The 26355-nt window shown below is 66.5% G+C and carries 21 protein-coding genes; 8 read left to right on the top strand and 13 right to left on the bottom strand.

Going from position 1 to position 26355, the window contains the following annotated elements; all coding sequences use genetic code 11:
* Window positions 1–71: 71 nt before the first annotated feature.
* The 6 genes from WT60_RS29830 to WT60_RS29805 all read right to left on the bottom strand — a co-directional run bounded on the left by WT60_RS29830 (window position 72) and on the right by WT60_RS29805 (window position 8218).
* Entirely contained in the window at window positions 72–1745 is a 1674-nt protein-coding gene (locus WT60_RS29830) for a long-chain fatty acid--CoA ligase (protein ID WP_059578834.1), read from the bottom strand.
* A gap of 100 nt (window positions 1746–1845) precedes the next feature.
* On the bottom strand, window positions 1846–2874 hold the full coding sequence (locus WT60_RS29825) for an oxygenase MpaB family protein (protein WP_186448627.1): 1029 nt from the start codon (window positions 2872–2874) through the stop codon (window positions 1846–1848).
* 43 nt (window positions 2875–2917) lie between these two features.
* Window positions 2918–3532, bottom strand: a complete 615-nt coding sequence (locus tag WT60_RS29820) for a TetR/AcrR family transcriptional regulator (RefSeq protein WP_236860896.1) — start codon at window positions 3530–3532, stop codon at window positions 2918–2920.
* A gap of 112 nt (window positions 3533–3644) precedes the next feature.
* On the bottom strand, window positions 3645–5036 hold the full coding sequence (locus WT60_RS29815) for an efflux transporter outer membrane subunit (protein WP_060355764.1): 1392 nt from the start codon (window positions 5034–5036) through the stop codon (window positions 3645–3647).
* 9 nt (window positions 5037–5045) lie between these two features.
* Window positions 5046–7007, bottom strand: coding sequence for a macrolide ABC transporter ATP-binding protein/permease MacB (macB, locus tag WT60_RS29810; RefSeq protein ID WP_059648234.1), 1962 nt, complete (start codon window positions 7005–7007; stop codon window positions 5046–5048).
* Between the two features lie 2 nt (window positions 7008–7009).
* Window positions 7010–8218 (bottom strand): efflux RND transporter periplasmic adaptor subunit, encoded by a 1209-nt coding sequence (locus WT60_RS29805; protein WP_038752531.1) that lies wholly within the window; start codon window positions 8216–8218, stop codon window positions 7010–7012.
* A 370-nt stretch (window positions 8219–8588) separates the two neighbouring features.
* Here WT60_RS29805 and sfnG point away from each other — a divergent pair, with 370 nt between their 5' ends.
* From sfnG to WT60_RS29775, 5 genes are all read left to right on the top strand, one after another.
* Window positions 8589–9683: a dimethylsulfone monooxygenase SfnG gene (gene sfnG / locus WT60_RS29800; RefSeq protein ID WP_038752527.1), complete on the top strand. Its 1095-nt coding sequence runs from the start codon at window positions 8589–8591 to the stop codon at window positions 9681–9683.
* A gap of 363 nt (window positions 9684–10046) precedes the next feature.
* Entirely contained in the window at window positions 10047–10769 is a 723-nt protein-coding gene (locus tag WT60_RS29790) for a ribonuclease T2 (protein ID WP_038752524.1), read from the top strand.
* Between the two features lie 54 nt (window positions 10770–10823).
* On the top strand, window positions 10824–11330 hold the full coding sequence (locus tag WT60_RS29785; protein ID WP_082758118.1) for a hypothetical protein: 507 nt from the start codon (window positions 10824–10826) through the stop codon (window positions 11328–11330).
* Entirely contained in the window at window positions 11327–11614 is a 288-nt protein-coding gene (locus tag WT60_RS29780) for a hypothetical protein (protein WP_052145147.1), read from the top strand. Before WT60_RS29785 ends, WT60_RS29780 begins: the two co-directional genes overlap by 4 nt.
* A 291-nt stretch (window positions 11615–11905) precedes the next feature.
* Window positions 11906–13711, top strand: a complete 1806-nt coding sequence (locus WT60_RS29775; protein ID WP_060355763.1) for a tetratricopeptide repeat protein — start codon at window positions 11906–11908, stop codon at window positions 13709–13711.
* Between the two features lie 570 nt (window positions 13712–14281).
* Here WT60_RS29775 and WT60_RS29770 read toward each other — a convergent pair.
* Entirely contained in the window at window positions 14282–15196 is a 915-nt protein-coding gene (locus WT60_RS29770; RefSeq protein WP_038752516.1) for a glutaminase, read from the bottom strand.
* A 369-nt stretch (window positions 15197–15565) separates the two neighbouring features.
* Between WT60_RS29770 and WT60_RS29760 the strand changes: the two genes are divergently transcribed.
* Window positions 15566–16276 carry a response regulator gene (locus WT60_RS29760; RefSeq protein ID WP_038752513.1) on the top strand — a complete coding sequence of 237 codons (711 nt, stop codon included), beginning with the start codon at window positions 15566–15568 and terminating at the stop codon, window positions 16274–16276.
* Between the two features lie 391 nt (window positions 16277–16667).
* Window positions 16668–17783 carry an ATP-binding protein gene (locus WT60_RS29755; protein ID WP_038752508.1) on the top strand — a complete coding sequence of 372 codons (1116 nt, stop codon included), beginning with the start codon at window positions 16668–16670 and terminating at the stop codon, window positions 17781–17783.
* Between the two features lie 425 nt (window positions 17784–18208).
* Here WT60_RS29755 and WT60_RS29750 read toward each other — a convergent pair whose 3' ends face one another.
* On the bottom strand, window positions 18209–20908 hold the full coding sequence (locus WT60_RS29750; RefSeq protein WP_060355762.1) for a patatin-like phospholipase family protein: 2700 nt from the start codon (window positions 20906–20908) through the stop codon (window positions 18209–18211).
* 296 nt (window positions 20909–21204) lie between these two features.
* On the opposite strand from WT60_RS29750, the gene WT60_RS29740 reads away from it, so the two are divergent.
* A complete protein-coding gene (locus WT60_RS29740; protein ID WP_038752503.1) occupies window positions 21205–22269 on the top strand; it encodes a rod shape-determining protein in 1065 nt (354 codons plus the stop codon).
* Between the two features lie 42 nt (window positions 22270–22311).
* On the opposite strand, the gene WT60_RS29735 is transcribed toward WT60_RS29740, so the two are convergent.
* From WT60_RS29735 to WT60_RS34115, 5 genes are all read right to left on the bottom strand, one after another.
* Window positions 22312–22929, bottom strand: coding sequence for a c-type cytochrome (locus WT60_RS29735; RefSeq protein ID WP_038752500.1), 618 nt, complete (start codon window positions 22927–22929; stop codon window positions 22312–22314).
* 49 nt (window positions 22930–22978) lie between these two features.
* Window positions 22979–24187, bottom strand: coding sequence for a cytochrome C (locus tag WT60_RS29730; RefSeq protein WP_186448667.1), 1209 nt, complete (start codon window positions 24185–24187; stop codon window positions 22979–22981).
* 436 nt (window positions 24188–24623) lie between these two features.
* Window positions 24624–25070, bottom strand: a complete 447-nt coding sequence (locus tag WT60_RS29725; protein WP_038752497.1) for a hypothetical protein — start codon at window positions 25068–25070, stop codon at window positions 24624–24626.
* A complete protein-coding gene (locus WT60_RS29720) occupies window positions 25067–25633 on the bottom strand; it encodes a hypothetical protein (protein ID WP_038752698.1) in 567 nt (188 codons plus the stop codon). The genes WT60_RS29725 and WT60_RS29720 overlap by 4 nt, the downstream gene beginning before the upstream one ends.
* Before the next feature lie 165 nt (window positions 25634–25798).
* Entirely contained in the window at window positions 25799–26104 is a 306-nt protein-coding gene (locus WT60_RS34115) for a hypothetical protein (RefSeq protein WP_145986915.1), read from the bottom strand.
* Window positions 26105–26355: the final 251 nt, after the last annotated feature.

The raw sequence follows: 26355 nt of genomic DNA, 5'->3' as shown, positions 1-26355 counted from the left end.
GGGCCGCGCCGTCCGGCGCGACGCCGCAAGGGGGCGACGGCGCATCGATGCGCCGTCGCGCGATGCGGCGCTCAGCGAGCCGCGTCGCGCAGCTCGCGCCGCAGGATCTTGCCGACGTTGCTCTTCGGCAGATCGGCGCGGAACTCGATGTGCTTCGGCCGCTTGTAGTTCGTGAGGCGTTCCTTGCAGTACGCGAGCACGTCCTGGGTGGTGAGCGCCGGGTCCTTCTTCACGACGAACAGCTTCACCGCCTCGCCCGAATGCTCGTCGGGCACGCCGATCGCCGCGACTTCGTACACGCCCGGATGGGACGCGACCACGTCCTCGATCTCGTTCGGATAGACGTTGAAGCCCGATACGAGAATCATGTCCTTCTTGCGATCGACGATCTTCACGTAGCCGCGTTCGTCCATCACGCCGACGTCGCCGGACTTGAAGAAGCCGTCCGGCGTCATGACCATCGCGGTTTCGTCCGGCCGATTCCAGTAGCCCGCCATCACCTGCGGACCGCGGATGCAGATTTCGCCCGGCTGGCCGAGCGGCACGTCGCGGCCGGCATCGTCGCGGATCGCGATCTCGGTCGACGGCAGCGGCACGCCGACGGTGCCGGTGTGCGCGGCGATCGTCACCGGATTGCAGGTCGCGCTCGGCGACGTCTCCGACAGGCCGTAGCCTTCGACGATCGGCACGCGCGTGCGCTCGTGCCAGCGCTTCGCGACGCTGTCCTGGATCGCCATCCCGCCGCCGTTCGCGACAATGAGCTTCGAGAAGTCGAGCTTCGGGAAGTCCGCATGATGCAGCACCGCGTTGTAGAGCGTGTTGACGGCCGGGAACGCGGAGATCGGATAGCCTTCGAGCGCGGCGATCATCCCGCCGATGTCGCGCGGATTCGGGATCAGCACGCCGAGCCCGCCCGCGTGGATCGTCATGAAGCCGCACACCGTCAGCGCGAACACGTGATAGAACGGCAGCGCGATCGCGGTCACGAACTGCACGTCCTTCGGCCGGCCTTCGACGAGCGGCGCGCGCCATGCTTCGGACTGCAGCACGTTGGCGACGATGTTCCGATGCAGCAGCGTCGCGCCCTTCGATACGCCCGTCGTGCCGCCCGTGTATTGCAGGAATGCGATGTCGTTCGGCTCGATCGGGATGCGCCGCAGCGCATGCCGCGCGCCCTGCGCGAGCGCCGCATTGAAGCGCGTGTACGACGGCAGGCTCCATGCCGGCACCATCTTCTTCACGCGGCGCACGACGTAATTGACGAGGACGCCCTTCACGCCGAGCAGATCGCCCATCGCGGCGACGACGACGTGCTTGACCGACGTCTTCGCGATCACCGCCTGCAGCGTCGTCGCGAAGTTCTCGAGGATCACGATCGCCTCGGCGCCGCTGTCCTTCAGTTGGTGCTCGAGTTCGCGCGGCGTGTAGAGCGGGTTCACGTTGACGACCACATAGCCCGCGCGCAGGATCGCGGCGATCGCCACCGGGTACTGCAGCACGTTCGGCAGCATGATCGCGACCCGCGCGCCGCGCGACAGGCCGCGCGACTGAAGCCACGCGCCGAGCTTGCGCGACAGCGCGTCGAGCTCGCCGTACGTGATCGATTTGCCCATGCAGACGAACGCGTCGCGCGCGCGATAGTCGCGAAAGCTCGCCTCCATCAGCGCGACGAGCGACGCATAGCGCGACGTGTCGATGTCGGCCGGCACGCCGGGCGGATAGGCCGCGAGCCAGATCCTGTTCATTCTCGTGTCTCCTCGTTGGTGTATTCGGCGTGCCGCGAGTGGCTCGCGGCATCGCTCGGCTGCATCGGCGATGCGTGGCGCGAGCCTGCGTCGCGGCGCGTCAACGCGCCGCCGCGGGTTCCGCGGCGCCTTCGCCCGCGCCGCCTTGCAGGATTCGCCGATAGATGTCCGCCGCGCTGATCCGGCCGTAGCGTTCGCGCGCCTCGGCGGGCGTCAGCGTTTCGCCGCGCTCGGGCGCCACGCCTCGAATCACGGGCTCGATGACCGGGCGGGTCGACGGCGTGATCGCGTCGACGAGCGCGAGCGAAGCACGCTGCGTCGCGAGTAACTTCATCGCGGCGCGCACGAGCGGCGCGATGGCGGCGCCGATCCAATGCGGCTGGCGAATGCCGGCGAGCTCGCGCATGTACGCGGGCATCGTCGACAGCGTCGCGGCGCGCATGACCCATGCCGCGAGCTTCAGGAACGGGCGTGCGGCGCGCGACGTGTTGGCGTCGATCGTGATCCGGGAGCCGTCGAGCAGATACCGCATCGTCGATTGCGTGAGTTCCGATGCGGCGAGCCGCGGGCGCATCTCGGCGAAATACTGGCGGATGCCTTGCCGCGTGCGCGGCACGGCGGACGACGGGCATGTCTGCAGCTCGGCCGCGATCGCGCATTCTTCCCAATAGCGCGCTTCGTCGGCCGCGGACAGCTTGCCGGGGCCGAAGCGCTCGTACGCGATCAGCACCGAATGCCAGCCGGTGAGCAGAATCCACAGCTGCGAATCCGGATCGTTCGCGTCGAAGCGCTTGCCGCTGACGGGCTCGATGCCGACCGCTTTCGCGTGCACTTTCACGAGTATCTCGGACGCGTCGAGCGCGCTGCGCGCGTCGCCGACCGCCACCGTCGCGAAATACCGGATCGTCCGGTCGTAGCGCAGCTTCGGGTTCGTGTAGATGCCGCGCCGGGAGTTGACGGCCGCGAGCAGGAACGGATCGAGCTCCTCGACGACGACGGAGCGCTGAAAGCCGATGGTGAGCGCGGTGGGGCAGGTCCACACGCGCCAGGTCGGGGAATCGGGGCCGAAGAAACCGTAGTCTTCCTGTCGTTTCCGATCCTGACGATCAATATTCCTGACTAAATCCATCGCAATGTCTCCTGTATGCGCCGCCATCGGAAGAATCCGGCCGTCAGGCTTTCATGAATCCGCCGAGCACGATCCGGCCCACGTATGCGCCGAGTTCGTCCGGCGTCCACTGCTGTTCGTCGCCTAGCATCGCGCGCACCGCGCCGTCGCCGAGCGACATGAAGATTTCGACGAGCACGGGCAGCTTCTTGTCGATCTGCTTGACGCCCGCCTTCTTCATCATCGGCCCCATCAGCGCGCCGACCTGCTGCGCGACGCGGCGTCGCGCATTGCCGTAGCGTTCGACCGCGTCGCGATCGTGATCCGCGGCGAGCACGAGCCGCCACGAATCGGCGTGTTCGGCGACGACCTTCAGCAGCGCCTGGAATCCGGCCGTCATCCATTGCTTCGGATCGCCGAACGGCGGCTCGTGCGGCAACGCGGAAATCACGCCGTCGAACAGGCGGCGCTCTTCGCGTTCGAGCAGCGCGTCGATCAATTCTTCGCGCGATGCGAAGCACGCGTAGACGACCGGCCGCGTGACGCCGAGCGCCTGCGCGATCGCTTCCATCGACACGCCCGCCAATCCGCGCGTGACGGCAATGCGCAGCGCGGCGTCCAGCACCTGCGGCCGTCTGCGCTCGGGGCCCAAATGGGCGGCACGAGTACGTTCTTGCATCGCTGTTCCTTCACATGCGTAGGAAATATATGCAGCGGCGTAGGATTTCGGCAAGCGAATTCGTTCGAGCGCGGACTCGAAACGGCGAGGCGCGCGCGGATTGGGGCTGCGCTCAGGACGGCCGGTCCGCGCCGCCCAGCGCCTTGTAGAGGCTCATCCGATTGTTGAGGCGGCCCAATTGGGCGCGCGCCAGCGCGCTTTGCGCATCGCGCAGCCGCTGCTGTTCGTCGAGCCACGGCTGCACGCCTGTCGCGCCGGCGACGAAGCGCGCCCTCGCAAGCGTTTCCGCACGCCGCGCCTGTGCGAGCGCGAGCGTGCGTTCGTCGGCCTCGGCGTCGAGCTGCACGCGCGCGGACAGCGCGTTCTCGACCTCGCCGAGCGCGCGATACAGGTTCTGGCGGAAATTGACGACCGCTTCCTCGTACTGCGTTTTCGACACCTTGATCTGCAACTGCATCGTGTTCCACTGGATGAACGGCAGCGCGAGCCCGAGGCCGAGCGTCGCGACCGGGTTCTGCAGCACGCGCTCGAGGCTCGTGCTCGCGGTGCCGACGCTGCCCGTCAGCGTGAAGGTCGGATAGAAGCTCGTGCGCGTCACGTCGACGTTCGCGAGCGACTCGCGCAGCCGGAACTCGGCCGCGCGCAGATCGGGGCGGCGGCCGAGCAGCTCGGCGGGCATGCCTGCGGCGATTTCCGGCAGCGGCGCGTCCGGCAACGCGTCGCGCTCGGCCGCTTGCCGTTGCGGCGGGCGGTCGAACAGGATCGCGAGCGCGTTGCGATTCTCGGTGCGCTGCTGGATCAGCTGCGTCTGGTCGGCGCGCAGCGCGGACAGGTTGCGCTCGGCCTGCGCGACGTCGAGGCCGGACGTCGCGCCCGCGTCGTGACGCGATTGCACGAGCCTCAACGTGCGCGCCGCGTAGGCGATGTTCGCGTCGCCGAACGCGATCTGCTGATTCAGATAGGCGATCTGCCAGTACAGCGCCGCCGTCGTGCCGATCAGCGACAGCCGCGCCGCGTCGCGATCGGCCTGCGTCGCTTCGAGCTCCCAGCGTGCGGCGTCGCGCTGCGCGGCGAGCTTGCCCCACAGGTCGAGCTCGTAGCCGAGCGTCGCGGTGACGCCGCTCGCGCGGCTCATCCGATGCGTGTCGAGCGTGCGCGATACGTTGCCGTTCGCGCCGAGCGTGACGTTCGGCGTCAGGTTCGTGTCCGCGAGCCCCGCCTGCAATTGCGCGCGATAGACGCGGATCGCCGCGGCCGCCAGATCGTTGTTGGTGCGCAGCGCGCCGTCGATCAGGCGATCGAGCGTCGGGTCGCCGAAGCGGCGCCACCAGTCGTCGGGCGCGGCGCTCGCCTGCGCGGCGACGGGCGACGCCCAGTGCGCGGGCAGCTCGACCGCGGGCGGCGGCGCGTGGCGCGACGACGTCGCGCAGCCGGACAGCAGCGCGCCCGCGCAGGCGAGCGCGACGGCGCGACGGGCGAAGCGGCGGGGCGTGAGAATCGTCATCGCTTCACCTCAATCGCGCGCGAGCGCATCGATCGGATCGAGCCGCGACGCGTTGCGCGCGGGCATGAAGCCGAACACGACGCCGATCAGCGTCGAGCACAGGAACGCGGACGCGATCGAGCCGACCGAGAACACCATCTTCCATTGATCGACGAACAGAGAAAACACGAAGCTCATGCCGAACGACAGCACGATGCCGATTGCGCCGCCCATCAGGCAGACGGTCACGGCTTCGACGAGGAACTGCTGCATGATGTCCGCCTGCCGCGCGCCGACCGCCATCCGGATGCCGATTTCGCGCGTGCGCTCGGTCACCGACACGAGCATGATGTTCATCACGCCGATTCCGCCGACGACGAGCGAGATCACCGCGATCAGCGACAGCAGCAACGTGAGCGACTGCCCGGTCTTCTCGACCGTCTTGACGACGCTGTCCATGTTGTACGTGAAGAAATCCTTGCGGCCGTGCCGCTGCAGCATCAGCTTCGTCAGGCTCTTCTCGGCGGCGTCGCTCGGTTGGCCGTCGCGCACGCGCACCGTGATGCTGTCGAGATGGCGCTGGCCGAACAGACGCCCGGATGCGGTCGTGTACGGCACCCAGGCGTTGAGGTTCTTCATGTCGCCGAACGCGCTCTTCTTTTCCGCGGTCACGCCGATCACGACGCACGGCAGGTTGTCGATCAGGATCACTTCGCCGAGCGGGTTCGGATTCGCGCCGAACAGCTTGCGGCGCGTGTTCTCGTCGATCACCGCGACCTGCGCCTGGCGGCGCACTTCGTCGGGGCCGAACGCGATGCCTTGCGCCATCTTCATCCCGCGCACCTGGAAGAAGCGCTCGCCCACGCCGCTCACGAGCGCGTTGACGTCGACGTTCCGATAGCGCAGCAGCAGGCTGCGCGACGTTTCGGGCGTCGCGCTGTCGACGTAGATCTGTTCGGCGAGCGCGGAGGCGTCGGCGGGCACGAGCGTCTGGATCGTGTCCGCGCGGCTGTCGCCCCAGTCGCGGCCCGGATAGACGTTGATCGTGTTCGTGCCGATGCTGCCGATCTCGTCGAGCATGTAGCGCTTCGCGCCTTCGCCGATCGCGACGATCGACACGACCGACGTGATGCCGATGATGATCCCGAGCATCGTGAGCAGCGTGCGCAGCCGATGCGACACGAGCGCGATCCACGCCATCCGGAACGCTTCGGCGAAGCGGCCGACGCCCGCCGACAGCCGGCGCGCGCGGTGCGGCGCGGCGTCGCCGCTCGCGTCGCGCGCGCCGTCGGCATCGTCCGCGCGCGGGTTGAGCCGGTCGCCGACGATCCGGCCGTCGCTGATCTCGATGATGCGGCGCGCGTGCGCGGCGACGTGCTCGTCGTGCGTGACGATGATGACGGTGTGCCCCAGCGCGTTCAGCTCGCGCAGGACCCGGATCACCTCGCGGCCGCTCTTCGAATCGAGCGCGCCCGTCGGTTCGTCGGCGAGGATCACTTCGCCGCCGTTCATCAGCGCGCGCGCGATGCTGACGCGCTGCTGCTGGCCGCCCGACAGCTGGCTCGGCCGATGGTCGGCGCGATCCGACAGGCCGAGCCGCGCGAGCAGCTTCAGCGCGCGCTCGCGGCGCTGCGCGTGCGCGCTGCCCGCGTAGACGGCCGGCATCTCGACGTTCGCGGCCGCCGACAGATGCGGCAGCAGGTGATAGCGCTGGAAGATGAAGCCGAAGTGTTCGCGGCGCAGGCGCGCGAGCTCGTCGCTTTCGAGCTCGCTCGTCTCGCGGCCGCCGACCCGGTAGCTGCCCGAGCTCGGGTGATCGAGGCAGCCGAGGATGTTCATCAGCGTCGACTTGCCCGAGCCGGACGCGCCGATGATCGCGACGATCTCGCCCGCGTCGATCGACAGATTCACGTCGTCGAGCACGACGACGTCCTTGTCGCCCGCGGGAAAGCGCCGCGTGACCTGTGTGAGCTGGAGCAGCGGCTCGGCCATCGTCAGCTCCCCGCGTCGGACGCGGCCGCGCCCGCGCCCGCGGCCGCGGGCTCGTTCGCATCGCCGATGATCACGCGCTCGCCTTCCGCGAGGCCCGAGAGCACCTCGACCTTCACGCTGTTGTTGATGCCGGTGCGGATCTTGCGCGTCGCGACCTTGTCGTCGGCGCCGACGACGCGCACCGGATACGTGCCGTCCTTGTCCTTCGCGCCGAGCGCGGCGACGGGGATGTTGAGCGCGCGGCGCGCGGTGCCGAGCAGGATGTTCACTTGCGCGGTCATCGAGATGCGCAGCCGGCGGCCGGGATTCGGCACTTCGAAGAGCGCGTTGTAGAACACCGCGGTGTTCGCTTTCGACGAGCCGCCGCCGCTCATGCCGCCGATGCCGCCTTGCGTGTCGAGGAAGTTCTGCGGCGCGGGCTCGATCGCGCGCAGCTTGCCGTAGTAACGCTTGTCGGGTTCGCCCAGGATCGTGAAGTACGCGGCCTGATCGGGATGGATGCGGATCACGTCCGCCTCCGACACCTGCGCCTTGACCGTCATCGTGTCGAGCTCGGCGAGCTTCAGGATCACGGGCGCCTGCTGCTGCGCGATCACCGTCTGGCCCTGCTGCGTGACGATCGCGACTACCTCGCCGCCCATCGGCGCGACGATGCGCGTATAGCCGAGGTTCGCGCGCGCGGTCTCGATCTTGATTCGCGCCGCGCGGATCTGCGCGTCGAGCGCGACGAGGCTCGCGCGCTGCACGTCGAGCGTCGCGGCGGCCGCCTCGTAATCCTGGCGCGACGTCGCGTCGTCGGGCAGCATCTGCTGCTGCCGCTTGAACGCGAGCTCGGCCTGCTTGAACTGCGCGGCGCTCGAGCGCTTCTGCGCGACCAGGTTGTCGACGTTTGCCTCGGCCTGGCGCAACTCGTTCTGCGAGATCACCGGGTCGATCTCGGCGAGCCATTGATCCTTCGTCACCTTGTCGCCGAGCTTCACCTTCAGCGATTTCAGCTGGCCGGACACCTGCGCGCCGACGTCGACCTGCTTGAACGCGTGCAGCGTGCCCGTGGCCAGCACGGCGTTCTCGAGATCGGCGCGGGCGACCTTCGCGGTCAGATAGCGCGGCGCTTTGTCCTTCGCAACGAAGCGCTGATAGAGCACGGCGAGCGAGGCGAGCACGACGGCGCCGGCCGCCGCGGCGATCCAGCGGCGTTGGTTTTTTTTCATGGGAGGCAGAACGGTAAGGCGTGGCAGGCGAGCAATTGTAATGAAAATGCAAACCGGACATTGGAATACGGAAACGCGCGCCGGGTTCAATGCGGCGACAAATTTCCTCAATATTTCGACAGTTCGTGACACGGCGCGGGCCGAAGCGGCGCAACGGCGCCGTTTTGGCCGCCGAAATGCGTCATTTACATATCTCGCCGCAGCGGGCATCGATAGCTGGATTCATTGGTTGGCCGAAATACCGGGCCGCCCTACGATGCGCCGAGACAGAACGCCGCGCGCGGGCGGCGCGCCCGAGGGCCATCGCCGACCGGCCGGCCGCGCGCCGCCGATTTCCCGCCGTCCCCTTCATGCTTCAAGGAACGATCCGATGAGTCACGAGCCGGACCCCCTCAAGTTCGCCTACTGGGTGCCCAACGTCAGCGGCGGCCTGGTCGTCAGCAAGATCGAGCAGCGCACGAGCTGGGATATCGACTACAACCGCCGTCTCGCGCAGCTCGCCGAGAAGAGCGGCTTCGACTACGCGCTGTCGCAGATCCGCTTCACGGCCGGCTACGGCGCCGAATATCAGCACGAATCCGTCGCGTTCAGCCACGCGCTGCTGGCCGCGACCGAGCGCCTCAAGGTGATCGCCGCGATCCTGCCGGGGCCGTGGCATCCGGCCGTCGTCGCGAAGCAGCTCGCGACGATCGATCAATTGAATCAGGGGCGCGTCGCGATCAACGTCGTGAGCGGCTGGTTCAAGGGCGAATTCACCGCGATCGGCGAGCCGTGGCTCGAGCACGACGAGCGCTATCGCCGCTCCGAGGAATTCATTCGCGCGGTGAAGGGCGTCTGGACGCAGGACAACTTCACGTTCAAGGGCGACTTCTATCGATTCAACGACTACACGCTCAAGCCGAAGCCGCTGCAGCATCCGCATCCGGAAGTCTTCCAGGGCGGCAATTCGCCGGCCGCGCGCCGGATGGCGGCCGCCGTGTCCGACTGGTACTTCATGAACGGCAACACGCTCGACGGCCACCGCGCGCAGATCGACGAGATCCGCGCGGCAGCGGCCGCGCAGGGGCGGCAGGTGAAGTTCGGCGTCAACGCGTTCATCATCGCGCGCGACACCGAACGCGAGGCGCGCGACGTGCTCGACGAGATCGTGCTCCACGCGGACGTCGACGCCGTCAATGCGTTCGGCCACGCGGTCAAGCAGGCGGGCAAGGCCGCGCCCGAAGGGCAGGGGATGTGGGCCGATTCGAAGTTCGCCGATCTCGTTCAGTACAACGACGGTTTCAAGACGAACCTGATCGGCACGCCAGAGCAGATCGCCGAGCGGATCGTCGCGCTGAAGGCGATCGGCGTCGATCTCGTGCTGGGCGGATTCCTCCACTATCTCGAGGAAGTCGAGTATTTCGGCAAGCGCGTGCTGCCGCTCGTGCGTGAACTGGAGCGGCAGCGCGACGCGCAGCCGGCCTGACGCGAAAGGCGGTCCCGTCGAACGAGGGACGGCGGGGCCGCGTGATTATTCGGCATGCGACGTATTTTTTCGACGACGATGAAGCCGCCGGCGCGCGCAGGTGTCGCTTTACGGCGCGCCGTTTGGCGTTCTCGTTTGAAACCTTCACGCCGAACATCCTCGCCGACGCGTGCGATCACAGGCTCAGCCGCGAACCTCGCTCGTCTTGCGCCGACCGTCGTCTCCATCGCGCGGCTTGTGTCGTCGCGCCCTCGCAAAGTCACACCGCTGCAATATTGACGAAAGCACAATAGGCACCCGACAGTTCACCAACATCGCGGCGTCGCTCGCGCGGCCGCCGCGTCCATACTGAGGGGGGCCGGTATGTTTCGTACCTTCGCGCGCACCGCGTGCGCGCTTGCCGTCGCGTCGGCTTGCAACACCGCCAACGCATACGACTATCTGTTGCTCGCATCGTCCTGGGAGCCTGGCTTCTGCGCGACGCACAGCGCGACCGAATGCAATGCGCTGTCGGGTTCGTACGCGTCGACGAACCTGTCGCTGCACGGCCTGTGGCCGAACAATTACGACGGCAACCAGCCGTTCTTCTGCGGTGTGCCGCAAAACGAGGTCGACCTCGACAACGGCCATCAGTGGTGCAGCATGGACCCGTACCCGGTCAGCTCGTCGACGCTCGCCACGCTGTCGACGTACATGCCGGGCGTTGCGTCGTGCCTCGACAAGCACGAGTGGTACAAGCACGGCACTTGCGCGCAGGCGCCGTCGGCCGATGCGTACTGGAACAATGCGACGGGGATGGTGAGCCGTCTGTCGACCACGTCGTTCAACACGTTCCTGCAATCGAACGCGGGCAACACCGTGACGCGCACGCAGTTGCTGAACGCGTTCGAAGGCGCGTTCGGCAGCAACACGCGCGGCGCGGTGTCGCTCAAATGCGTGAAGGTCAACTATGTCAGCTACTTCACCGAAGCGTGGATTTCGGTGAAGACGGATGCGACGTCGCAGTTCCCGAGCGCGGCGTCGCTCGTGACGGATGCGGGCACGCAGGGCACGTGCCCGACGACCGGGATCTACATCGCGAAGTAGGCGAGCGGCGTTCGCTCGATCCGCGCGAAACGGCTCGGACGGGCTGCGCGATCCATGGACGGGCGCGCTTGTTCGGCGGATCGTCCGGATGCGGCGGGACAGCCGGGCGGCGGCATCGGTGTCGATGGTGTCGGCGCGATGCCGCTTGAACGTCGTTTCTTCGTTGCGTTCTTGCGCGGCGTGGCGGTCCGTGAGCCTGTCACGCTCCGGCAGGTGTGGGCTTTGATCACCGAACCGGCGCCCGGCCAGGAGGTTCAGTGCGGCGAACTGGCCATCCGCGGGGTTGCCTGGTCCGGCGCCGGGCCGATTGCCCGCGTGGAGGCAAGCGTGGGCGACGGAAGCTGGCAGGAATCGCATCTCGTCGGCGAGCGCAAGCGTCGCAGTTGGCAATGGTGGGAACTGATCACGCGAGTCCGTGAACCGGGCGTTGTTGCTCTGCGCGCCCGCGCCACGGACCTTGCCGGCCGGACTCAGCGCCGAATGCGTCGAGTGGAACCGATTGAGGTACGGCAACAACACGATCCACGAGTTTCCGGTTCAGATAGTCTGAACGCGCCATGATCACTGCAATCGTCCAATATCGTCTGCCGCCGAGCATCGACATCAAGGCCTGCGAAGAGCATTTCCGCAAGATCGCGCCGGGCTTTCGGACGGTACCGGGGCTCACCTGCAAGCAGTTCATTTATGCCGAGGACGGCTGGGCAGGCGGCGTCTATCGGTGGAAGACGCGTGCCGATGCCGAGGCCTTCCTTCAATTCGGGGCCGTGGCTCGCCGGTATCCGCGAGCGCTACGGCATGGATCTGTTGATTTCCACGGGCTGGGTGGTCTGCGCGGTGGTGTGTAGATTTTCGTTTGAGAAAAGCAGATAGTTATTCATGTAGCTATGTTGGCGTGGTACGAATTGCAATCTTCTTGATCCTCCCGCGCGCACGAATCGTTCGAGTCACTTGAAGGCTATTTGCGGACCGCAGTGCTGCGCTATCTCGTGCCACAGGAACAATGAGCGCTGTTTGTGTAGGCATAGACAATGTCGTGCGAAGATTGCGACGGGGTGTACGCCTTAGCCCACCTCCCACTTCCTGTGCCGCGTCAGGGACCGTAACGCCTGGTCGACACGACTCTATGCGGGGACGCCATGGAAGACGAAAAAGACGGACGAACCCCGCAGCGAATAAGGAGGCGCCTGTGGGCGATGTTGCGAGAGCGGGTTAGCGAATGGTTCATTGGGGGCGTTCTCTTGGCGCTTACCGGCTTCGCGCCGCAGGAATTCATTGCTCGACTCGTCCGCAATATTGCGGCACCGGAGAGGGTGGAGCATTTGTCGCGTTTAGCGCTCGATGCCCGGCCGGTGATTGTCTTTGTTGGCATCGCAATCATTGTGGCTGATGCGCTGTATCGGAACCGGCACCGACCGGTCACTGCCATCCCAGGAAGGCCGCCGCTCACGGAGGATGGAGCGGGGCGCTTGCAACCTAACGACGGGGCGCTGGTGGAAAGCGAACCGAGTGAACCGGAAGCATTACCGCTCCCAAATCATCCATGGCTATCGGAGGGGCGAGTGATACTGGTCGTGCTTCCGTTCGAAAGTCTTGGTGGCGGCGACAAATATGATTACTTCAGTGAGGGCTTAACTGAAGACATGATCACCCAACTTGCCCGGCTCAGCCCGGAGCGCCTGGGTGTCATCGCCCGGACTTCGGCGATGCGCTACAAATCCACGACCAAGACCATTCATCAGATCGGCCAAGACCTCGGGGTTTCCCACGTGCTTGAGGGAAGCGTCCGGCGTGCCGGAGATCGGGTACGGGTTGCGGCGCAGCTCATCCGGGTAAGCGACGAAACGCACCTTTGGGCCGAGACCTACGAGGGGAACCGACGTGACATCCTGGCACTCCAGATCGAGGTGGCCAAGGCAATTGCCCGCGAAATCGAGATCAAGCTCACGCCGCACGAGCAAGGGCGTTTAGACCGTGCTCCTGTCATTGATGCGCAGGCGCACGAAGCGTATCTCAAGGGGCGTCACTTCTGGTCCAAGCGCACCGAAGAAGGAATGCGAAAGAGCATTGAGTATTTTCAGCTCGCTATTGAACACCAGCCGAACTTTGCGGCCGCCTACGACGGAGTGGCCGATGCTTACACGATGCTTGCGTGTCGCGGCGTGAGCCCTGCGCGCGAAACGTTTCATCAAGCAAAAATGGCAGCCAGGAAAGCGCTGCAGATTGAACCCGATTTGGGTGAGGCTTATGCGTCACTGGCCCATGTACGTTTGCACGATTGGGATTGGGTCGATCTGGAACAGGATTTCCTGCGCGCCATTGAACTGAATCCAGGACACGCGATCGCCTACTACTGGTACGCGGAATACCTCATGATGGCCGGCAGAGCCGAAGAAGCCATTGCCAGGGTCAGGCAGTCCCAACAGATGGACCCCTTGAATTCCGTGCTGAATTCATCGGTTGCCATCATCTTGTACCTTGCTCGGCAATACGACCCGGCACGGGAAGAACTCCGTAAAGCCCTGGAAATCGATCCAACCCACTTTCTGCTTCACTTCAGGCTGGGGTTGGTTTACCAGCAACAGAAGTTGTTCCATGAAGCAATCGAGGAAATGCAGAAGGCTGTCACGCTTTCCGGCAGGAGCACTGAGACGCTGATGGGGCTGGCCCAGACCTACGCTGCCGCCGGCATGCGCGCGGACATGCAGCAGATCATGGATGCGCTGGAGACGGAATCCGAGAAGCACTACGTCCACCCCTACAACATGGCGAAAGTGTTTGGATCGCTCGGGGACAAAGAGCAGACCTTCGGCTGGCTGGAAAAAGCCTACGATGAGCACAGTCCTGACTTCATTGAGCTCAGGACAGAACCTACCTTCGACAGCGCTCGCTTCGATCCCAGATTCTCTGAACTGCTATCTCGCGTCGGGCTCGACCAGATCTGAAAGACGACGCTCTGTGATGGGCGCCAGGGCAAGTGGTTGCGCGTTACTCCGGCTGCAGTCGCTGAATCAGCGTCTCCCCCTAACGCTGTCGCGTTGGGGGGAATGGCTGGTGTCAGCGTCGGACAGATACTCCCCCCTTTCGTCGAAGTCATTTTCCCCGGTTTTTTATCTGACGGCACCGCGACCTACGTGATCGTCATTTTTTCCATGCTCGTGCAAGGAACGAGCTTCGGGCGTGTCCTCGGAAGGGCTATGCCCGCTATGAGCGAGATGCCTGTGCGCAAGTGGGAAACTCCACGGAACGCTCCGTTTTCCTCCATCCCTCGATTGCCCGTCGCCGTGAACAGGATGCTGCTTGAGCTGCCCGGATCAGGCCCTGGGGGTTCGCGCGCGCCTAGGGATCGAACGGCTCATATTTGCTTGCCCTACAGCCGCCGATCGAAAATGCTGTTTGACCGGCTCTTTTGGGTCGATCGCCGCGAAAGGACGAATTTCCCGTTCAGTGTGCCGGTGCGTGCCGAATTGACCTGTCACCGTTGCAAAGAATGAGTGGCGCCTGACTTTGACGCTTCAAAAGATCGACCGCCCCGAATAGGTGGTCAACCATTCCAACGCCAACGTGCCCGCAAGCGAGTTGCCGTTCGTATCGAGCCCCGGCGACCACACGCACACCGCCATTTCGCCTGGCAGCACCGCGACGATTCCGCCGCCGACGCCGCTCTTCGCCGGCAGCCCGACGCGGTAGACGAAGTCGCCCGCGGCGTCGTAGGTGCCGCAGGTCAACATCAGCGCCGACAGCCGCTTCGCCGAGCTCGGATCGAGAATCCGCGCGCCCGTCGCGGGCGCGACGCCGCCGTTCGCGAGAAAGAGCGCGGCCTGCGCGAGCTCGACGCAATTCATCGAAATCGCGCATTGGCGGCAATACGCGTCGACGACCGTCTCCGGCGGCATCCGCATGTTGCCGAAGCTCGCCATGAAATGCGCCATCGCGCGGTTGCGCTCCGCGTGCTGCAGCTCGGACAGCGCGACGCGCGAATCGTAGTCGATGTCGGCGATGCCGGTCAGGCGCCGGATGAATTCGACGAGCGCTGTCTCGGCGCGCACGAAGCGGCGGCTCAGCACGTCGGTGACGACGAGCGCGCCCGCGTTGATGAACGGATTGCGCGGCTTGCCGCGTTCGCTTTCGAGCTGCACGAGCGAGTTGAACGCGGTGCCGGACGGTTCGCGTCCGACGCGCTGCCACAGTTCGTCGCCGAGCAGCTGGAACGCGAGCGTGCACGCGAACAGCTTCGAGATGCTCTGGATCGAGAAGCGCTCGCGTGCGTCGCCGACCGTGTGGACTGTGCCGTCGAGCGTGACGACGGCCATGCCGAAGCGCTCGGCGGGCACTTTCGCGAGTTCGGGGATGTAATCGGCGACGCGGCCTGCGCCGATCCAGGGCGCGAGTTCGGCGTGGATGCGTTCTAGGATCGCTGGGTAATTCATCGAATCGGTACGCGGCGCGCCGCGGGTATCAAGCGAGCCCGTATGGAACCTTCTCGGCGGCAATTCGTCAAGCACCGGTGGCGCGGCGCATGCCTGCGCGGGGGAGAACGCGCGGCCGCGGCCGATTGCCTCGCCGAGCGACGCGCCGCATCCGCGACGGCCGTCACGCCGGGCGTTCCGAAGCCGCGCCGCGCGGGCGGCGAACGCGGGGTTTCGGGGCCGCCGACACAAGAGGTTCGTCGGCCGGCGCGTGTCGCAGTATCATTCCAAATGTTTCAGGATCTTACAAAGTAGGTGCGTCAGTTTCGCCTGTTCGCGCTAAGTGATTGTTTCAAAAAACCTTTGGCTTCCATATCGACTGATTTGCCCATGCCTTTCCGGATTCTCCTCGTCGAGGACGACAATCGCCTGTCCACGCTGATCGCGGGCTACCTGCGCAAGCACGAATACGTCGTCGACACCGTGCTGAACGGCGACGACGCCGTCGGCGCGATTCTCACGGGGCGCCCCGATCTCGTGATCCTCGATGTGAACCTGCCCGGCAAGGACGGCTTCGAGATCTGCCGCGAGGCGCGCGAGCATTACGACGGCGTCATCATCATGGTGACGGCCCGCGACGAGCCGTTCGACGAGCTGCTCGGCCTCGAATTCGGCGCGGACGACTACGTGCACAAGCCGGTCGAGCCGCGCATCCTGCTCGCCCGGATCAAGGCGCAGCTGCGTCGCGCGCCGGTGCGCCAGGCGGACGGCGCGAGCGGGCAGCCGGAGCGCTACGCGTTCGGCAAGTTCACGATCGACCGCACGAACCGGACCGTCAACCTGCCCGACGGCACGACGCCCGAGCTGACTTCGGCGGAGTTCGACCTGCTGTGGGTGCTCGTCTGCCATGCGGGCGAGGTCGTGAGCCGCGACGATCTGATGCTGCAACTGCGCGGCGTCGAATTCGACGGCCTCGACCGGACGATCGACGGCCGGATCTCGAAGCTGCGCCGCAAGCTGCGCGACGACGCGAGCAGCCCGCAGCGGATCAAGACCATCCGCAGCAAGGGTTATCAGTTCAGCAAGAACGCGTGGGAGTAAGTTGCGCGTCGAGCTGTGCGGCGCCGGCGGCTCGCGCACGGGCGGGCCGCACGCTGGACCGCGCGTCTTACGGTTCGACGGTTCGAAACGGCGTGTGCCGCGCCGGCGATCTCGAACCTTGCGCGCATCGCCGCGTGGCGCGGCGATGCGCGGCGACGTTGCGCGACGCGACATGACATGACATGACACGGGGCGACGCGATTTTCGCGACGGCTTTGTCCGATGCAACGCCGCTGCGTTCGCGCCCGCCCGCACGGCCGACGAGCCGGCCGCGCGCCCGCCGCCGGCTAGCCGGGGCCGTTCGCCGCCGCCGCCGCCGCCGCCGCCGCCGGCGCAGCCGGTTTCCGCTCGACGATTCACCGCACCGATTTCCGACATTCGCGACTCGATGATGAACAGCACGCAAGCGCACCGATTGTCCCCGTTCCGCTATTGCAAATGGCGCTGGCTCCATTTCCGCCGCTCGTGGACAGACACGCGCGCCGACCGGATTCCGAGCTGGTCGCGCCTTTATCTGCGGACCTATCTGCATCTCGTCGGCCTCGTGCTGGTGACGGTCGGCGGGACGATCGCGGCGCTGTGCTCGGCGCTCGGCGCGCGCGCGGTGTGGCGCGCGCTCGACGCGCTGCCGGGCGGCGCGCTGCCGCTCGCCGCGTTCGTGCTCGCGGTGCCGGCGCTCGCCGGCTATCGGTGGATGCGGCCCGTGTGGTCGGATCTCGTGATGGTGCGCGAGCGTGCGATCGACTTCACGGGCGGCCGCTTCAACACGCGCGCGCGCGAATCGCGCAGTGTGATCATCGGGCCGCTCGCGCGCACGCTGAACGCGCTCGCGATGCGCATGGAACGGCTGATCGCCGCGCAGCGCGACCTGACGAACGGCATCTCGCACGAACTGCGCACGCCGCTCGCGCGCGTGCGCTTCGCGCTCGAGAGCCTGCGCGAGCCGGGATCGGCGGCCGAATATCAGAACGCGATCGACAGCATCGAGCAGGACGTGACCGAGCTCGACGAGCTGATCGACATGAGCCTCACGTACGCGCGGCTCGAGTACAGCTCGCTGCAGTCGAATCTCGAGCAGACGGCGCTCGTCGCGTGGTTCGACAAGCAGGTCGCCGACGCCGCGCTGCTGTACCCGAGCAAGACGATCGATGCGCGCGTCGCGCTGCCCGCCGATTTGCGCGTGAAGATGGACAAGCGGCTGATGTCGTATGCGATGCGCAACCTGCTGCGCAACGCGAGCAAGCACGCGCGCGGGCAGATCGCGGCGGGCCTGCGGATGCGCCACGGCAATATCGAGATCTACGTCGAGGACGACGGGGCCGGCGTGCCGCTCGACGAGCGCGAGCGGATCTTCGAGGCGTTCGTGCGGCTCGATCGCCATACGGCCGGCTACGGCCTCGGCCTCGCGATCACGCGGCAGGTGCTGCAGGCGCACAACGGGCGCGTCGCCGTCGTCGATCCGTTGCTGCTGCGGGGCGCGCGCTTCGAGATGAGCTGGCCGGTGTGACGTGCGCCGCGGGCGCGCGCGTTTGCGGCGAGCGGAGCGCGGCAGCGCATGCGCGCTTCCGGTTGGCGCCTCCGATTAGTGTCTCCGATTCGTACCTCAGATTGGCACTTCCGATTCTCGCCCCCCGGTTCGCACGGTTGGCTCGCGCCGCCTGATGCGCCTCCGCCGGTTTGCATCCCTGATTCGCACCGCCGGGCGGCAACGCGCTGGCGGTTCGGCGCGGCACCAGGTGCAGGAAATCGTGCGACGTCGCCACGGCGCGGCCCCGCGCCGCGCCGCGCGGCGCTTTCGTCGACGAGCCGGCCTGCCGCATGCACATGCGTCTTTTGGAGATGGCTTTTGGGGGGCGGCTCGTTCCGTGCGGATTCGCATCGTGCCCGCCGCATCTTGTCGCGTCGCCGGCTCCCGATTCACGCCCCCCGGGCTCAATACGTGCGGCCGAGCTGGAAGTAAAGGTTGCGCCGCCCGCCCGGCGCGAACGCGACACCGACGTACACCGGCCCGAACGCGGTCGTGAGGCTCGTGAAGAGCGTGTAGCTCTGCTTGAGCGGACCGCTGGGCGTCGAGTCGAGCGACCACACGTTCCCGGCTTCCGCGCTCGCGCCGACGTAGAGCGCCTTGATCGGCGACGCGTTGAACGTCGCGAGCTGGTTCATGTACGTGATCTGCCCGTAGACGAGCGCATCGCCGCTCAACTGGTCGGCCGCGTACGCCGACAGATGCTGGAAGCCGCCGAGCGTGTAGCCGAGCGGATTGCTGAGGTTCACGCCGCCGAAGCTCTTGCCCGCTTCGATGCTCGCGCTCACGCTATGCCGGCCGAAACGCTCGGCGACCATCAGCTTGCCGTAGACGTCGGTGAACTTGTCGTCGCTCGTCGCGAGGGATCGTTCGGCGCGGAATTCCGCAAAATAACCCTTGCGCGGAAAGACCTGATCGTCGAGCTGGTCGATGACGAGCCGGGCGCGCGCGTTGATCTGTCGCGCGTACCAGGACGGGAGCCACGCGTCGCCGTCGACCCACTCGCCGAGCAGGAGGTTGTACGTCGGCGCGGCCGACAGGTGCGTATACGCGAGCCCGACGCGGAAATCTCCGAGCCGCGCGAGCGGCAGCCCGAAATCGAGGCCGACTCGTGCCGTCTGGATACGGTATTGCGTGACCTTGATGTCGCTTTCCCCGTTGTAGAGGTTCGCGAAACGCCGCTGGTAATCCGCATACGGTGCGACGTAGTAGCCGATCTTGTTCGACAGCGGTTGCCGCAGCTCGACGTGCGCCGACTGCAGATCGCTGCCCAGCGTCGTATCCACGCGGAATTCGAGGCCGGACGGCGTGAGCCACGGCCGCCGGTAGCCGAGATGCAGCCGGAAGCCGCCTTCGTCCGTCGAACTGCTCGACATCCCGAGCCCGAACAGCAGGAAGTTCGGCCCCCAGTACTTCTCCTGCGCGTCGATCACGAGCCGGTGCTCGTCGCTTTCGTTGACGATCTGCTGCGTGACGTTCTCGAAATTGCCGCTCGTCGTGAGCGACAGCAGGTCGGCGCTCACCGCCTGCGGATCGTAGAGGTCGCCCGGTTTCACGCGCAGCGCGTTGCGCACGATCTGCGTCGGCACCGACGAGCCGTTGGTCCGGATCTCGATCGACGTGATGCGGATCGGCTGCGGCGGCGGCCGCCGGTGCGAGGCGCGGTATGCGTCGTATTGCTCGGGCGACAGCGCGTAGCGCTCGAGACGCGGCAGCGCGGCGACGGCGGCGGCCTCGCCCGCGGCGATCGACTGGTTCGCGGTCTGGAAATCGGTGAAGGTCTGCTTGCCGAGGTCCGGCGCAAGCAGGATGTCGTCCGGCCGCAGCTGCTTGCGCTGCTCGGCGACGTTCTGCCGGATCAGGATGCCGATCATCTGCTGCATCACGTCGGCGGGCGACGCGAGCGCGTTCAGCGGGCGCAGCGGCGAGCCGATGTCGACGGCGATCACGACGTCTGCGCCCATCCGGCGCGCGGCGTCGACGGGCAGGTTGCTGACGAGCCCGCCGTCCACGAGCGCGCGGCCGTCGATCTCGGCGGGCGAGAAGAGCCCCGGCAGCGCCATGCTCGCGCGGATCGCGAGCGGCAGCGAGCCGTGGTCGAGCACGACCTTCTGGCCGGTTTGCAGGTCGGTCGCGATCGCGCGGTACGGAATCGGCAGCCGGTCGAACGGCTGGTTGGTCGGCACGGCGGCCGTCCAGTTCGCGAGGAGCGCCTGCAGCCGGTTGCCCTGCACGAGCCCGACGGGCGCCTTGAAGCCTTTCGAATCGAAGCCGATCGTCAGGCTGTCGATGTACAGGCGCTCGTCCTCGCGCTTCTTTTGCGGCAGGTCCGCACGGTCGGTCACGTCGAACGCGATGTCGGCGAGGTTCACCTGCGACAGCCGCCGCTCCATTTCCTGCGCGGTCATTCCGGTCGCGTACAGGCCGCCGACGACGGCGCCCATGCTCGTCGCCGCGATGCAGTCGACGGGAATCCGGTGCGCCTCGAGCACCTTCAGCACGCCGAGATGCGCGTAGCCGCGCGCGCCGCCGCCCGACAGCACGAGGCCGATCGCCGGCCGGCCGGGCTTGCCGCCGTCCGGCGTGCAGACGGGCTCGCCCGCGGCGGCCGGCGATGTCGCGGCCTGCGCGGGCGTTTGCGCGGCGGCCCGATCGGGCGCCGCAGCGGTGGGCGCTGCGGTGGCGTTCGCGGCGATGTTCGGCGCGGGATTCGAGGCGGGATTCGAGGCGGGATTCGAGGCGAGATTCGAGGCGGGATTCGAGGCGGGATTTGATACGGGATTCGAGGCGGCATTCGAGACCGCGGCTGCGGCCTGCTGCCGGGCGGCCCAGAACCAGGCGGGCGCCGCGTCGGCGGGCGCGGCCGATGCGGCCGATGCCGGGGCGGGCGACGTCCCGGCCGACGGCGCGCCGCCCGGCGAGGCCATTGCGCGTGTCGTCGCGTCGGCCGTCGCGGCAGTCGGCGCCGCGACGGCGCCCGCCATGGGCGCGGCGTCGGCCGCATGGGCGGCCGCGGGCCGGCCCGCCGCGACGCAGACGAACAGAAGGACGGCCACGAGGCCGGCGGCGCGAGCGCCCGGACGGGCGGAAGAGGCGAACACCGTCATTATCGTTGCTATGGCGTGGTCGGGCTGAACAGTCGGGAGGACCGATCCGGAATCGGCAAAAGCGAGAGAGTACCGCTTTTGCCCGCCCGCGGCCACGCGTCGGGCGCGATCCGCCCCGGCCCACGGTGCAAAGCGACCTGACGCTCTATAGAAATTTCATGAAATCTCCTAAAGTATTCAGGCATCCTGCCGCTAAGCGACTGAGTGGATTGTGCTCGTCGCCGGCAACCGGCCCGGGGGGGCGGCCGGCGACGCATCCGCGCAATCCTTCCACCAGATTCGATAGAGGCTTCACGATGGCGGCACCCTTTCTCGGAAGGTTTTTTGCGCACAACGTCGCGGTCGATCCGGGCACCGCGAGCACGCAGATCTACGTCCGCGATCGCGGCGTCGTGCTGAATCAGCCGTCGGTCGTCTGCTTCCGCAAGCGGGGCGGCCCGGCCGACAAGGCGCGCGTCGAGGCGGTCGGCGAGCAGGCGAAGGCGCTCCTCGGGCGCTCGCCCGAGCATCTCGAAGCCGTCCGGCCGCTCAGGCACGGCGTCGTTGCGAACTATCACGCGGCCGAGCAGATGATGCGGCAGTTCGTCGATATGTCGCATGCGCGCTCGCTGTTCGGGCGGCGCGTCGAGTTCACGATCTGCGTGCCGTCGAACGCGACCGCGGTCGAGCAGCGCGCGATCCGCGAAGCGGCGCTCGCGGCGGGCGCGTCGCGGGTCAGCCTGATCAGCGAGCCGCTCGCGGCCGCGCTCGGCGCGGGGCTGCCGGTGACGGAGGCGGTCGGCTCGATGGTCGTCGACATCGGCGGCGGCACGACCGAGGTCGCGGTGATCGCGCTTGGCGGGATCGTCTATCGCGAGGCGATTCGCGTGGGCGGCGACCAGTTCGACGCGGCGATCGTCAATCACGTCCGCAACCTGTACGGCGTGCTGCTCGGCGAGCACACCGCCGAGCACGTGAAGAAGGCGATCGGCACCGCGAGCTACCGGGTGCCGCGCGAATCGATCCATGCGGTTGGGCGCAGCGTCGCCGACGGCCTGCCGCGCACGATCCAGCTCAGCAACCACGACATCGCCGATGCGCTCGCCGCGCCGCTGAACCAGGTGGTGAGCGCGGTGAAGAGCGCGCTCGAGAACGCGCCGCCGGAGCTCATCACGGACATCGCGGATCGCGGGATCGTGCTGACGGGCGGCGGCGCGCTGCTCGCGAATCTCGGCAAGCGGCTCCACGACGAGACGGGGCTCGCCGCGCGCGTGGCCGACGAACCGCTGACCTGCGCGGTGCGCGGCGCCGGCGAGGCGATGGGGCGCGGCGGGTTCGAGGCCGGCGACGACGACGCGGGCGACATCGGCTTCAGCCGCTGACGCGCGCGTGTCGCCGCGTGCCCGTCCTCGGGCCGCGTTTCGCTAACGCGACTGCAACCACGCCGCGACGGCCTTCGCCTGATCGGTGTCGAGCGTATGCGCGACCGCGCTCATCACGGGCGCATTCGCGCGCGTGCCGTTCTTGAAGACCTCGATTTGCCGCAGCAGGTAGGCCTCGTGCTGTCCCGCGAGCCGGGGGAACGTTCCGACGCCTTGCCCGTTCTGTCCGTGGCACGACGCGCACGCCGGCGTGCCCTTTTCGGGCACGCCGTGCTCGAAGATGTCCTGCCCCTTCGCGACGAGCGCCGGATCGCCGGGCTCGCCGTGCGTCGGCTCCTGATGCGAGTAGTAGTCGGCGATCGACGCGATCGTCGCGTCGTCGAGCTGCGACGCGATGGCCCACATGTACGCGCGCGCGTCGGTCTCGCCGCGCGCGTGCTCGCGAAAGCCCTTGAGCTGCGCGCTCAGATACTCGTTCGTTTGCGCATTGAGCCGCGGGAACATCGGCGATTCGCTGCGGCCATGCGCGCCATGGCAAGCGGCGCAGAGCTGCGCGGCGAGCCGCGCGCCGTCCTGCGCGTGCGCGCGGACGGCGGGCCAGCCGCCGAGCGCGGCGGCGAGCGCGGCGATCCACATCGGTGATGCAAGCAGCTTTTTCATGATCGTTCTCGCGGAGCAGGCGGGTTGGCGAGGCAAGGTTCGGGCGGCGTCAGAACACGAACCACGCGAGCAGGTACAGCGTGTTGTTGTCGCTCGCGTTTCGGCCGTTGCCGTCGTAGTTGAAGCGCGCTCCGTTGAACTTGAGGAACCATGTGTACTGCAACGACAGCTTCACTTGCGGGAACGGCAGATAGTCGAGCTCCGCGATGACGCCTCGCGAGTCCGGGCTGCCGTTCGCGCTGCCCGTCACGGGCGTCGGCGAGTACAGCCCGGGATCGGTCGTGCCCGTTGTCGAGAAGTACGCGAGCGTCGCGCCGTACTTGCGCTGGTAGTAGTACGAAGCCTTCGCCTTGAACGTGTTGAGACGGTCGGTCGGGTTGGCGGGCGTCGGCCCCGCGCCGATTCCGCCGCTCGGGAAGCTCGCGCTCCAGTTCTGCTTCTCGTGGATGAACGTGAACTGCGTCGTGAACGCGTGCGACAGCGTCAGGTATTGATACTGCGCATCGAGCGCGATGTCGGTGAAGCGGTCGGTCGGCGTCGCGGGCAGCGTGTTGTCCGGATACACGTCGGCAATCAGGCCGAACGTGCCGAGCATCAGCGAGTGCGGGCCCCATTCGCGGTTGTACGCGACGCGCCAGTACGGGTTACCGCCCCGCAGCCGCGTCACGCCGCCCGGCGTGCTGATGTCCTGCCCCGTGCGGAACACCGAGAACATCTGGTCGGCAGTCCGATAGAGGCCGACTTCCGCGTAGATGCTGCGCTGCCAGAATGCGTACGCGGCGAAGCCCGCGACCTGCTGCGCGAGGCCGCCGTCGATCAGCGTGCTCGCCGTCGGCGTGAGCGACACGCTGCTCGACGCGTACGGATAGCCGAATGCCGGCGTGCTGTTCCAGACGTCGGAGACGGTCGGATTGTTGTTGACCGTGACGCCGTAGATGAAGTCGACGTCGTCGCGCGTGAAGTGCCCGGCCGCGCGGATGTCGGTGTTGTCGATGCCGCTGTGGTGCGCGATGCCGTCGTACGTCCATTGCGCGAACGCGCCGACCGGGCCGGCGATGCGCCCGCCGTAGAACAGGCTCGCCTGCTGCAGCACGACGTCCTGATTGCGCACGAAGTCGTAGTTGCGGTTGTCGATCGAGCGGGTATTGGTTTGCGACAGCTGCACCATGCCCGCGAGCGGAATCGTGAACCGGTTCGACAGCGTGTAGCCCGTCAGCTTGAAGAAGCGCCCGAACGGCGTGAGTTCCGGGAAGCTCACGTGGCACGCGACGCAGGCGAGCCCCGTTTGTCTCGCGAACGCCGGAACCGCGGCGGCGTCATTCGACAGGCACAGCACCCCGAACACGCATGCAAGCATGGCGGTAAGGCCGCGACGGATGCGATTGAACATACCGCCCCCTTCTTGTTTGTCGTCAGGGCTCGTGTATCCGGTTTCCGTTGAGAAACCGCCTTTTTCCAACGCATTGAAGCCGGTGTTTCCACTGATATCCGCTGCGGTCCTTCTCGTTTATTTCAATATCGTTCTGACTTCATCAAACGTGTCGCACCGCTAACGATCCATCTTTCGTCGCGACCGATGTCGATGATTCGAGTCTATGATCGCCACAATTGCGAAAATTGACTTGGATCAGCAACGAAGAGGGGGCGTCGCGCGTGCCGAACGGAACGCGATGCTCCGTTCGGCGCGCGAGCGGCTACTTGCCTTGCAGCAGATCCATGAAGGGCGGGAATGTCAGCAGGATGCCGAGCGCGAGCAGCACGAAGGCGACGGTCGTGACGCGGCCGAGCGCGACCGACGCCGCGTTCCATCGGCGCGACAGCGCCGCCCATGACAGCAGCCAGACGACGATCGCACTCGTCGTCACGCCCGAAAGCGGCCCGGTGGGCGTGTAGAACGTGAAGAAATGCGCAACTGAGCGGAACGCGTCGCCGGCGAGCGCAAAGAGCCCGACGGCGAAGCAGCCGATGCCGGCCGCGAGAATGGCGGCGGCGGCCGGGCCGTTCGGCAGCACTTCGGCGGCGGCGGGCGCGCTTGTTCGCGGCGAAGCGTTTGTCGGCTCGCTTGCTACGGATGACTGATTATGCGCCGTATCGGCGGCATGTTGCGCGGCGGTGTGCGGATGAGAGGCATGCATTTTCATTCTCCCGTCATGAGGTGGATGGCGGCGCCGCCGCGGACCGGCGCGTACTTGTTCAGGAATGCGCCGAACGCACCCGCGACGCCCGTCGCGACGAACGCGACGACGGTGAACGCCAGCACCGCGTTGCGAATCTGGCGTTGCTTGCCGAGCGCCGCGCCGTACTTGCCGAACACGTAGGCGACCATCGTCATCGCGATCGGCGCGAGCCACGCGACGTGCTCCTTCCATTCCATCCCGAGGCTGTGCCAGCCCGACGTGTCGCGGCTCGACATCAACAGGCGCTGCGGGTAGTTCGCGAGATCGGTCAGGCCGGCGGGCGGCACCGCGCGATACCACGGATAGACGATGTATGCGCCGGAGAACACGGTTGCCCACGCGAGGATCACCATCGCGGACAGATAGATCATCAACAGCCGATGTTCACGCGGCGCGGGCACGGCGGGCGCGCCCGGCGACGACGTGCGATAGAGCTCGGCGATCGCACCGGAAAACGCAAGCATGAACAACGCGCCGAATCCCATTCCGTGCAGCACCGTCAGCAGGTCTCTCAATGAAATTTCCATCATGGCCTCCGTTCATGTGGCGGGTTTCGCCTTTCATCGTGTTGGATGGCGGGCTTGCTGCGTTGAGACAGATCAATCGAAATGACGTGGCGAGTATTTATTCGAGATGCGAAATGAATTCGAAAACGATTCAAAGATTGCGAGTCGGCTATTTGTCAGTCGGAGTCATCTGAAAAAAATGGTCGAATGAAATGATAGGATGAATCGGCGGAAAAGATAAAGGTGGGGCGAATGCATGTTGCCGTTCGGGACCGAAGCGCATCGCGCGTTCGCGAAGGCGTTGCGCTCGGCGCGTCGACCACGCGCGGCATTTACCTGTTGCATACGTTTCGCTTGCGGCAATCGCGAGATCTCGGCCGAAACGATTCTCGTTCTTTGAAGTCCATTGCGAAGCGCATCGCGGATGCGGCGGGAAAGCCGCATTGAAGCCGAGGCAAAGACATCGGCGCCGACCGTTCCGATTTTTTGCATATCGGCGTGCTTTGATATAGCCTTCCGACAAGTCGTCATCCGCATTAACTAGACCAACTCGAGATGTCGCCGCCATAAAGGGGGAGTCGTCATGCCGTTCGCTTAGTCGATCAGATCGGCGTTCGCGCTTTCGCGGTTTTTCCGATTCCTGCGTTTCCTTCGAAACAGACGGCCGTCGCCGCGCGGCCGGAAGACTGTTTTGTCCCGACGATTCGCCGAATCGTCGACGCAATTCCCGCCGCGCCAGGCAG

Source organism: Burkholderia sp. MSMB617WGS, from assembly GCF_001532025.2.
In the GTDB taxonomy this organism is placed as follows: Bacteria; Pseudomonadota; Gammaproteobacteria; order Burkholderiales; family Burkholderiaceae; genus Burkholderia; species Burkholderia savannae.
The sequence above is the reverse complement of the archived record's forward strand: the minus strand, read 5'-3'. Positions and strand labels throughout refer to the sequence as shown.